Source organism: Streptomyces milbemycinicus (assembly GCF_002154605.1).
In the GTDB taxonomy this organism is placed as follows: domain Bacteria; phylum Actinomycetota; class Actinomycetes; order Streptomycetales; family Streptomycetaceae; genus Streptomyces; species Streptomyces milbemycinicus.
Window position 1 is genome coordinate 1 of sequence record NZ_MUNE01000006.1, and the last position, 9,460, is coordinate 9,460.

Annotated in this window: 10 protein-coding genes and 1 riboswitch; of the genes, 4 read left to right on the forward strand and 6 right to left on the reverse strand. The window is 70.2% G+C overall.

The window, feature by feature from the left end; all coding sequences use genetic code 11:
• Positions 1-271: 271 nt before the first annotated feature.
• From CCN51_RS00565 to CCN51_RS00575, 4 genes are all read right to left on the reverse strand, one after another.
• A complete protein-coding gene (locus CCN51_RS00565; RefSeq protein ID WP_014177318.1) occupies positions 272-586 on the reverse strand; it encodes a hypothetical protein in 315 nt (104 codons plus the stop codon).
• A gap of 138 nt (positions 587-724) precedes the next feature.
• Positions 725-1,147: a hypothetical protein gene (locus CCN51_RS59535; protein WP_014177317.1), complete on the reverse strand. Its 423-nt coding sequence runs from the start codon at positions 1,145-1,147 to the stop codon at positions 725-727.
• A gap of 272 nt (positions 1,148-1,419) precedes the next feature.
• Positions 1,420-1,833 carry a helix-turn-helix domain-containing protein gene (locus CCN51_RS59540; RefSeq protein WP_319637656.1) on the reverse strand — a complete coding sequence of 138 codons (414 nt, stop codon included), beginning with the start codon at positions 1,831-1,833 and terminating at the stop codon, positions 1,420-1,422.
• 19 nt (positions 1,834-1,852) lie between these two features.
• A complete protein-coding gene (locus CCN51_RS00575) occupies positions 1,853-2,491 on the reverse strand; it encodes an HAD family hydrolase (protein WP_043487052.1) in 639 nt (212 codons plus the stop codon).
• Between the two features lie 93 nt (positions 2,492-2,584).
• Positions 2,585-2,678: riboswitch (ZMP/ZTP riboswitch) on the forward strand.
• 43 nt (positions 2,679-2,721) lie between these two features.
• On the opposite strand from CCN51_RS00575, the gene CCN51_RS00580 reads away from it, so the two are divergent.
• The gene (locus CCN51_RS00580; protein WP_014177314.1) at positions 2,722-4,032 is read left to right on the forward strand and encodes a serine hydroxymethyltransferase; all 1,311 of its coding nucleotides are present in this window, start codon (positions 2,722-2,724) and stop codon (positions 4,030-4,032) included.
• Between the two features lie 191 nt (positions 4,033-4,223).
• Here CCN51_RS00580 and CCN51_RS59790 read toward each other — a convergent pair whose 3' ends face one another.
• Positions 4,224-5,243, reverse strand: coding sequence for a sigma-70 family RNA polymerase sigma factor (locus tag CCN51_RS59790; protein WP_405383570.1), 1,020 nt, complete (start codon positions 5,241-5,243; stop codon positions 4,224-4,226).
• A 94-nt stretch (positions 5,244-5,337) separates the two neighbouring features.
• Here CCN51_RS59790 and trpS point away from each other — a divergent pair, with 94 nt between their 5' ends.
• The 3 genes from trpS (at position 5,338) to CCN51_RS00600 (ending at position 8,184) form a co-directional block, all read left to right on the forward strand.
• Entirely contained in the window at positions 5,338-6,351 is a 1,014-nt protein-coding gene (gene trpS, locus CCN51_RS00590; RefSeq protein ID WP_014177312.1) for a tryptophan--tRNA ligase, read from the forward strand.
• A gap of 187 nt (positions 6,352-6,538) precedes the next feature.
• Positions 6,539-7,138 carry a 2'-5' RNA ligase family protein gene (locus CCN51_RS00595; protein ID WP_086859166.1) on the forward strand — a complete coding sequence of 200 codons (600 nt, stop codon included), beginning with the start codon at positions 6,539-6,541 and terminating at the stop codon, positions 7,136-7,138.
• A gap of 149 nt (positions 7,139-7,287) precedes the next feature.
• On the forward strand, positions 7,288-8,184 hold the full coding sequence (locus CCN51_RS00600) for a YihY/virulence factor BrkB family protein (protein ID WP_014177310.1): 897 nt from the start codon (positions 7,288-7,290) through the stop codon (positions 8,182-8,184).
• A gap of 26 nt (positions 8,185-8,210) precedes the next feature.
• Here the strand turns inward: CCN51_RS00600 and CCN51_RS00605 are convergent, their stop codons facing one another.
• The gene (locus tag CCN51_RS00605) at positions 8,211-9,458 is read right to left on the reverse strand and encodes a D-alanyl-D-alanine carboxypeptidase family protein (RefSeq protein WP_043490532.1); all 1,248 of its coding nucleotides are present in this window, start codon (positions 9,456-9,458) and stop codon (positions 8,211-8,213) included.
• Positions 9,459-9,460: the final 2 nt, after the last annotated feature.

Below are 9,460 nucleotides of genomic sequence, written 5' to 3' on the forward strand. Positions count from 1 at the left end.
CGGCGTTCCGCGCAGGGGGCATCAGGCAGGGTGGCGCTTCCCGGTGATCGTCGGCGGTTGCAGTCCGGGCACAGGTGTCGCAGGCAGCCGGGCCCGGAGGCCGGCGCGCGCAGCACGGTGATCGGCTCGCGGGTGGGCTTGTCGCAGCGATAGCAGCACTGCGTCACCGGGCGGCCTCCTCGCGTGGGCCGAGCGCCGCGCTGGCCGTGATCTTCAGCGCGGCGAAGAGAGACGCCGGGTCGGTGAGGTGCTGGTCCCGGGGTGGTACGCGTCAGCGCAACCCGGGACCCCTAAGGGAGTCGACGGAGGGCACCTCGATGTAGGCGGTCGCTCCCCAGACCTGGATGCTTGGCAGCGCGCTCATGTCCCACGCGGCGGCCGCCTCGGGAGCGATGAGCCAGCACAGCACCCCGTCGAAGGGATTCTCGATGACCGCGCCCACGTCCTCGCCGAGCAGTTCCAGGGCGTGTTCACCGATGAAGCGTGGGACGCGCACGACGTCCCACGACTCGTCGGCGGGCTGAAGCTGTGTCCTACGGCCGCTGGGAGGTGCCCACGATCCGAAGTTGAGAGAGCCGGCATCCATTGGGCTCGCCTTGGTCGCGGCGGGCACCCGCAAGGGTTCGGCCATTGTCGGAGTCGTCCCATCTGCCTGTTCGGTGTGGACAGGTAGATGGTTCTCCGCGGACAGCGCCACAAGTGACCCAGCGAGGGTCAGTCAGGGTCACTCGCCAGCGTGGCACCATTCCGCGAAATTGCTGAGGCTCGCCGCATCGCCACGCCGCAGTCGGCGGAGCGTGGCGATGTCCTCGTGCACCCACGGATGGTCGCGGGTGTGCTGTGGAGAGATGTGACGGGCGGTCTTCAACGACTCGTACGCATGGCGGGCCAACCCCGACCACAGCTGGGCGCGAGCCAGATCGATATAGAACCCGCTCCGGCGCTCGGCAGGCAGAGAACGCGGCGGGGCCCAATCGTTGGCGACGGCGAGGGCCCGACGCACATGGTCACCACCGAGGCTGACGGCAACGGAGACTTCATGGATGCGGACGCTGTACGGCCCGAACGCTGTGCCCTGGTAGACGTCCTCAGGTACGGCGTGCCCCAGGCGCAAAGCCTCCGCGAGGTGGTGATCCGCAGCCTCCACAAGTCCGGCTCGTCCAGCGATAACAGCGGCCCGCATGTGCAAGGCACCCAACGCAGCGATCGCCGTACCGTCTTGACCAGTGGGTGCGTTGTCGATCGCCGCCTGCAGCGCGCAACCCGGGGACGTGCGCGCGGGCGGCGAAGAAGGTCTCGGTGCGGACGTAGGCGACGGTCGCGTCCAACAGAGGGTCTGAGGCGTAGGGAACTGCCCACCGCATCAGGTCCACCAGGCGCGCAGACAGGTCCCGGGCGCCGTACTTGTACGCCACGGCGTCAGCGGTTCGCAGCGCGGAAACCAGCAGGCTCGCGGTCTCGGCGCGCTCTTTGGCCGGGGTGAGGTGGAAGGCTCGGGTCAGCTCGCCGATGAGGGACGGCAGATGGCGAGCGATCCGCACGCGGCGTGAACGCGCGCGTCGCCCGGTCCCGGCTTCCCAGCAAGCGGGAGGTGTCGACGCCGAGCGCAGCCGCTAATGCCTCCACGACACCGTCGCCGGCGCCCCGAGCACCCCGCTCGATCTTCCGTAAGGTGCCGACATGGATCCCGGCCGCGTCGGCCAGCTCCTGCTGCGTCCTACGTGCGATGCGGCGGTGGTAGGCCACGCGTTTGCCGAATGCGCGGGCGTTCTCAGTCGGCATGCTGGTGCTCCGTTCGGTGCGTCCACTCCGAACGGTAGCGAGCGGCCCCATGTGTACGAGGCCGCTTGCGTCATGTGGCGGTGAGTTGTACGAGGTCGAGTAGCGAGTCGATCTGCCAGTCCGCGGCGGCCGCCTCCGCTGTGCCGGACCACAGATGGCCCCATGGACCACGGCGCAGATGCGCGGAGCGCAGGCCCGCGGTCTTCGCCGGCTGCGTGTCGTTCGCGGGGTGATCGCCTACGTACATGGTCTCGCTGGGCGCGGTTCCCGCAAGGTCCAGAACGCGGGCGAAGAAGCGCGGGTCGGGTTTGGCGATCCCCCACTCTCCCGAGGTGGCGATCTCGTCAACGGGCAGCTTGAGGTCTCGCAGCAGGACACCAGCGCGCGCCGTCTGGTTGCCCGCGATGATGACGCGGATGCCCGCCTCACGAAGCGCGGCGAGCGCTGGACGCACATCTGGATAGAGGTCGGACTCGTCGAGGTCCTCGCCGACTCCAGCGGCCTCCATCGCGGCCCGCTCGGCCGCGATGTCGATGTCGGGCCGGATGAGTCGCAGGGCTTCCGCATTGTCACGCCCTTGAGCGACCACCGCGCCGACGAGGGCGGAGAGGGTATGGCGGGGGATGCCCAGCCAGTCAGCCCATGCCCCCCAAACGCGGTCGTCTCGGATCAAGGTCTCGCCGATATCGAGGACCACTGTGCGGATCATGCGGGCAGCGTAGAGCAGGCCAGACGACGGCCCGCAGAACGTCGATGTCCCTGATGCCCGGCTGGTGCGAAACCGCACCCCGATTAGAGTGTGAGCGCACGCCGTGACTGGCGAACGTGGAAGCGACCACGAGGAAGCGGTGTGCGGCTCCAGCCACCACGAGGTGCCGCCCGCCTGGGCACCCCGGGACCACGACCGGACCAGCCGACCGATCGCCCCGGAGGACACCGATGAGCCAGCCTCTCTCCCATTCCGACCCCGCCTCTTCCCTCGGCCCCTTCCTCCCCCATCCCGCGTTGGCGGAGGCCGACCCGGAGCTTGCCGCGCTCGTGGGCGCGGAGGAACGGCTGCAGGCGGAGACCCTGCGCATGATCCCCAGCGAGAACTATGTCTCCAGCGCCGTTCTGGAGGCATCCGGCACGGTGCTCCAGAACAAGTACAGCGAGGGCTACCCGGGCCGCCGCTACTACGAGGGCCAGCAGGTCATCGACCAGGTCGAGACCCTGGCGGCGGACCGCGCGAAGGCCGTGTTCGGCGTCGAGCACGCCAACGTCCAGCCGTACTCCGGCTCGCCCGCCAATCTCGCCGTCTACCTGGCCTTCGCCGAGCCCGGTGACACCGTGATGGGCATGTCGCTGCCCATGGGCGGCCACCTCACCCACGGCTGGGGCGTCTCCGCCACCGGCAGGTGGTTCCGCGGTGTCCAGTACGGGGTGCGGCAGGACACCGGGCTGATCGACTTCGACGAGGTGCGCGATCTGGCCCGTAAGGAGCGCCCCAAGGTGATCTTCTGCGGTGGTACGGCGGTGCCCCGCACCATCGACTTCGCCGCCTTCGCAGAGATCGCCCGGGAGGTGGACGCGGTGCTGGTCGCCGACATCGCGCATATCGCCGGACTGATCGCGGGCGGCGCCCACCCCTCCCCGGTGCCGCACGCCGATGTCGTCTCCACCACCACCCACAAGACGCTGCGCGGCCCGCGCGGCGCGATGCTGATGTCGCGCGAGGTCCACGCCAAGGCGATCGACAAGGCCGTCTTCCCCGGGCTTCAGGGCGGCCCGCACAACCAGACCACCGCGGGTATCGCCGTGGCCCTGCACGAGGCCGCCCAGCCCGCCTTCCGCGACTACGCCCACGCCGTCGTCGCCAACGCCCAAGCCCTCGCCGAAGCCCTGCTCGTCCGAGGCTTCGACCTGGTCTCCGGCGGCACCGACAACCACCTGATCCTCATGGACCTCACGCCCAAGGACGTGCCGGGCAAGGTCGCGGCCAAGGCCCTCGACCAGGCCGGGATCGTGGTGAACTACAACACCGTCCCCTTCGACCCCCGCAAGCCCTTCGACCCCTCCGGCATCCGGATCGGCACCCCCTCCCTGACCTCCCGCGGTCTGCGCACCGAGCACATGGCCACCGTCGCCGAGTGGATCGACCGGGGCGTGGGCGCCGCCGGGAGCGGCGACGAGGAAACGCTCGCCAAGATCAGGTCCGAGGTCGCCGAGCTGATGGCCGCCTACCCCGCCCCCGGTCTGCCGACCGCCTGACGTCGTCCGGGCTGACCTCGTCCGGGCTGATGTCGTCTGGTCTGGCCTCGTCCGGGCTGATGTCGTCTGGTCTGGCCTCGTCTGGTCTGGCCTCGTCCGGGCTGGCCCCGGCAGGCCTGACCCCGTCCGGGCTGGGGCTGTCCGGGCTGAGGCTGTCCGAATGAGGGGCCTCCGGCTGGGAGCCCTCCGTCCTAGGTCTGGGCTGGTCGTCCGCGGAGCCCTGTCCGGCCGTCAGGCCGGGCAGGTCCCGCCACTGCTCGTCCGCCCGGACCTGGACCCGCTCGTCCCGGCCCGGAGCGGTCGCGGGGGCGGCCGCCGAAGCGCCCACTATCCGCGCCATCACCCGCTCGATCAGCGTCTCTCCGTCCATCGGCGACTCGCCCAGCGGGGGAGACTCCAGCGCGCGCCCGAGCGCCCGCAACTCGTCGGGCAGGCGCCCGTACCCGCCCCCGCCCCCGCTCCGGGCCACAGCCCCGGCGGCTGCCGCGGCTGTCTGGTCCGCGGCCTGCGTCCCGGTGCTCTTCGCAGTCCTTTCCTGGTCCCGCTCCGTTTCCCTCTCCGTTTTCCTCTCCGTCACTTCCTCGCCTTCCTTCCTCCGCCGCCACCAGCCCCTCCAGCCGCCTCAGCGCACGGCTGAGCCGGGATTTCACCGTGCCGCGCGGCCAGCCGAGCGCCTGTGCGGTCTCCGACTCGTTCAGATCCAGCAGATAGCGGTAGGTGACCACCCGCCGCTGTGGCTCGCTCAGCTCGTCCAGCGCGGCCAGTAGTCGGGCCCGCTGCTCGCCCGCGAGCGCCGCCACTGCCGGGTCCGCGGATTCCGGTATGGCCGGCTCGGACCCGCCCGATCCGCGCAAAGCCGCTTCCCGGCCCACCGCTGTGCGCATTCGGCGCGCCGAGCGGAGCAGGTTGCTGGTCTCGTTGGCCACGATCCGCAGCAGCCATGGCCGGAACGCCGCGCCGTCCCGGAATGCCCCCAGGGCGAGATATGCCTTGACGAAGGCGTCCTGCACCACGTCCTCCGCGTCGGGGCCCGCCCCGAGCAGCACGGCGGTGCGATGGGCGATCGGTGCGTGTGCGCGCATCAGCTCCGCGTATGCCTCGGTGTCCCCGGCACGCACGCGCGCGATGATCTCCGCTTCGGCCGACGCCGTCTCGGCCCACGCCGCTTCGGCCGACGCCGTCTCGGCCTCTGCCCCTGCCGACTTCCGCACGGCGAGGTCCCCCTCCCGCGCCCTCTCACGAGTCCTCACACCTTTCATACACCGGCGGACCGAGACCGGTTCCACACCTGAGAGAATGGGTGCCATGGCCCTCGATCGTCCTCGTGCACTCTCCGGTATCCAGCCCACCGCAGGCTCGTTCCACCTCGGGAACTACCTCGGCGCGATCCGGCAGTACGTCGCGCTGCAGGAGACCCACGACGCCTTCTACATGGTCGTGGACCTGCATGCGATCACCGTGCCGCAGGATCCGGCGGCGCTGCGCGCCAACACCCGCCTCGCCGCGGCCCAGCTGCTCGCCTCCGGGCTCGACCCGGACCGCTGCACCCTCTTCATCCAGAGCCATGTGCCCGAGCACGCGCAGCTCGCCTGGGTGATGAACTGTCTCACGGGCTTCGGCGAGGCGTCCCGGATGACCCAGTTCAAGGACAAGACGGCCAAGCAGGGCGCGGACCGGGCCACTGTCGGGCTCTTCACCTACCCGATCCTCCAGGTCGCCGACATCCTGCTCTACCAGGCGAACCATGTCCCGGTCGGCGAGGACCAGCGCCAGCATGTCGAGCTGACCCGTGACATCGCCGAGCGCTTCAACGGGCGCTTCGGCGACACGTTCACCATCCCCGCTCCGCATATCGTCAAGGAGACCGGGAAGATCTACGACCTGCAGGACCCGGCGATCAAGATGAGCAAGTCGGCGTCCACGCCCAAGGGCATCATCAGCCTGCTGGACGAGCCCAAGGTCTCGGCGAAGAAGATCAAGAGTGCGGTCACGGACACTGAGACCGAGATCCGCTACGACGAGGAGAAGAAGCCCGGCGTCAGCAATCTGCTGACCATCTACTCCACTCTCACCGGCACCACGATCGCCGATCTGGAGCGGAAGTACGAGGGCAAGGGCTACGGCGCGCTCAAGACCGAGCTGGCCGAGGTGCTGGTCGAGTGGGTCACCCCGTTCCGCGAGCGCACGCAGGAATACCTCGCGGACCCCGAGACGTTGGACGGAATCCTGGCCAGGGGCGCGGAGAAGGCCCGCGCCGTCGCGTCCGACACGCTGGCCCGCGCCTACGACAAGGTGGGCTTCCTGCCTGCGAAGCACTGACCGCGAAGCACCGACCGGCACCGGCTCAATCACCGGCCGATGTCCCAACGCCCCCTTCGAGGGGGCCGTGGGTACGTGCGCCGATGGACCGACGAACCTAGCCGCGAAGGCGGCCCAGCCGCCACACTGACACCGGATATGGCGGCTCAGGCCCACAACGCCCGGGAGGGCCAGGAGGGAGAACGCAGTGGGGACCGTAACGCTCGGCGTTTCGATCGCGGTCCCGGAGCCCTACGGCAGCTATCTGCAGCAGCGGCGCGCGGGCTTCGGCGACCCTGCCGCTCACGGCATCCCCACCCACGTCACGCTGCTGCCGCCCACCGAGGTCGACTCCTCGGCGCTGCCCGGCATCGAGCGCCATCTGGCGACGGTCGCGGCCGAGGGCCGGCCGTTCACGATGCGGCTGGTCGGCACCGACACCTTCCGCCCGCTGTCCCCGGTCGTCTACGTCAAGATCGCCGAGGGTGTCGAGGAGTGCACGGCGCTCCAGGAGCGGGTGCGGGTCGCTTCCGGGCCGTGCGCCCGCGAGCTGCAGTTCCCCTACCACCCCCACGTCACGATCGCCCATGGCATCGACGAGGAGGCCATGGACCGGGCGTACGCGGAACTGAAGGACTTCGAGGCGGCGTGGACGATCGACGGTTTCGCGCTCTATCAGCAGGGTGCGGACGGGGTCTGGCGCCTGGAGTGTGAATATCCCTTCGGCGACGGACCCGGCGCGTCGGGCACCGGCCCGGTGCTCCCTCGCCAGGTCAACCTCTGCCGTCCGCCCGCGCCGTCCCTGTAACGGATCCCTGTAACGGATCCCTGTAACGGATCCGTAAGAGTGATGAGCGGAGTGTCGGACAAGTCGGTTCCGGCTGACAGCCCGTCGTAGCGAGACGCTGGCTTCCTCGCCCCGGGGACTGCAAGCCGAGCGAAGGGTACTCGCTGATCATGGACTGGTTGACCCGGCTGCCCATGATCGGCCCCCTGATCGTCCGGCTGATGCGCAGCCACGCGTACCGCTCGTACGAGACGCTGGAGCGCGTCCACTGGACCCGGCTCGCCGCCGCCATCACCTTCATCAGCTTTCTCGCCTTCTTCCCCCTGATCGCCGTCGCCGCCGCGATCGGCGCCGCGACGCTCAGCGCGGACCAGATGCGGCAGCTGGAGAAGAAGCTCGCCCAGCAGGTCCCCGGGATCTCCGGCCAGCTCGACCTCAGCGGCCTCATCGAGAACGCCGCCACCATCGGCATCGTCGCCGGCGTGCTGCTGCTGTTCACCGGCATCGGCTGGGTGGGTTCGCTGCGCGAGTGCCTGCGCGCGGTGTGGGAGCTGGAGGAGGACCCGGGCAACGCGGTGAAGCGCAAGCTCAAGGACGCCGTCGTGCTCTTCGGCCTCGGCGGCGTCGCGCTGGCCTCCTTCGCCGTCTCCGGCTTCGCCGTCACCGCCGTCGGCTGGACCGCGCGCCATCTGGGCATCCCCGAGAACGGGCCCGGCGGTTCGCTGCTGCGGGTGGCGGCCTTCGCGGCCGCCGTCGTCGCCGACTTCGTGCTGCTGTGCTACGTCCTGACCTGGCTGCCCGGCGTGCGGCCGCCCCGCCGGAGCGTCGTCGTCGCGGCGCTGATCGGCGCGGTCGGCTTGGAACTGCTCAAGCTGCTGCTGAGCAGCTACCTCCAGAAAGTCGCGGCCAAGAGCATGTACGGGGCCTTCGGGGTGCCCATCGCCCTGCTCCTGTGGATCAACTTCACCGCCAAGCTGACGCTCTACTGCGCCGCCTGGACCGCCACCAAACCCGTCCCCGAGCCGGAGCGGCCCGGGCTGGGGATCCCCCAGCCCGAGCGCTCCTGATGCCGGGGCTCCCGAGCAGAGCGTGCTCAGCCGCGTGAGCGGCGCCGTACCAGCTCCGGCAGCGGCCACCGCCGGTGCACCGCGTACGCCACGCCGCCCAGCAGCACCAGCGAGCCGCCCGTGACACCGACCGCCGTCCACATGCCGCCCGAGCCCGAGCCGTCGTCGCCGGGCGAGACGGCCGCCTGGGCGTGGTCACCGGCCTTCTTCCCGCTGCCTCCGGCGCCGTCCGACGCGGACCCGCTCGTCAGGCCCTTGGGGCCCGGCCGGACGAGCGAGCCCACCGGCTCGACCTTGTCGGCCGCCTTGAAGCCCCAGTCGAAGAGGGTCGCGGTCTCCTTGTAGACCTCGTTGGCCTCTTCCTTCTGCGGGTTCATGACGGTGACCAGCAGCACCCGGTCGCCGTGCTGTGCGACCCCGGTGAAGGTGGAGCCCGCATGCGTCGTATAGCCGTTCTTCACCCCGGCGATGCCCTTGTACTGCGGGACGTTGAAGCCGGTCAGCAGGCGGTTGGTGTTCTGGATCGCGAAGCTCTCGCGCTTCTTCTTCCCCTTGTTCTTCTTGTCCTTCTTGTACTCCCCGGGGAACTGCGCGGTCGCCGTCGAACAGTACTCCCGGAAGTCTGCCTTCTGCAGCCCCGAGCGGGCGAAGAGGGTGAGGTCGTACGCGCTGCTGACCTGGCCCTTCTCGTCGTAGCCGTCCGGGGTGACGACATGCGTGTCGAGCGCGTTCAGCTGCTCGGCGTGTGCCTGCATCTCCTCCACGGTCTTCGCCTTGCCCCCGTTCATCGCGGACAGCACATGCACCGCGTCGTTGCCCGAGCGCAGGAAGACACCGAGCCACAGGTCGTGCACCGAGTAGGTCAGGTTCTCCTTGACCCCGACCAGGCTGCTGCCCGCCCCCATGCCCGCCAGGTCGGACGGCGCCACCTTGTGCTCGCGGTCCTTGGGGATCTTGGGCAGCACCGTGTCCGCGAAGAGCATCTTGAGGGTCGACGCGGGCGGCAGCTCCCAGTGGGCGTTGTGCGCGGCGAGTACGTCGCCGGACTCGGCGTCGGCCACCATCCAGGAGAGTCCGCTCAGCCTCTTGGGCAGCGCGGGCGCGCCGCCCTTCAGCGAGACCTGGGTGCCCGGGCGGCCGAGCCGTTTGCCGCCCACGTCGGACATCTTGGCGGGCGGCTTGGGGGTGTCGTCGTCGCGGTCGGCGGTCGGCGCGGCGTGGGCCGGGGCGGCGGACAACAGGGCGGCCAGGAGAAGGGCGGCGGAGGCGGCCAGGG

Excerpts from the sequence above, each read along its gene's own strand:
- CCN51_RS00565 (WP_014177318.1), bottom strand. The coding sequence starts at position 586 with ATGGATGCCGGCTCTCTCAACTTCGGATCGTGGGCACCTCCCAGCGGC.
- CCN51_RS59540 (WP_319637656.1), bottom strand. The coding sequence starts at position 1,833 with ATGGGGCCGCTCGCTACCGTTCGGAGTGGACGCACCGAACGGAGCACC.
- CCN51_RS00575 (WP_043487052.1), bottom strand. The coding sequence starts at position 2,491 with ATGATCCGCACAGTGGTCCTCGATATCGGCGAGACCTTGATCCGAGAC.
- CCN51_RS00580 (WP_014177314.1), top strand. The coding sequence starts at position 2,722 with ATGAGCCAGCCTCTCTCCCATTCCGACCCCGCCTCTTCCCTCGGCCCC.
- trpS (WP_014177312.1), top strand. The coding sequence starts at position 5,338 with ATGGCCCTCGATCGTCCTCGTGCACTCTCCGGTATCCAGCCCACCGCA.
- CCN51_RS00600 (WP_014177310.1), top strand. The coding sequence starts at position 7,288 with ATGGACTGGTTGACCCGGCTGCCCATGATCGGCCCCCTGATCGTCCGG.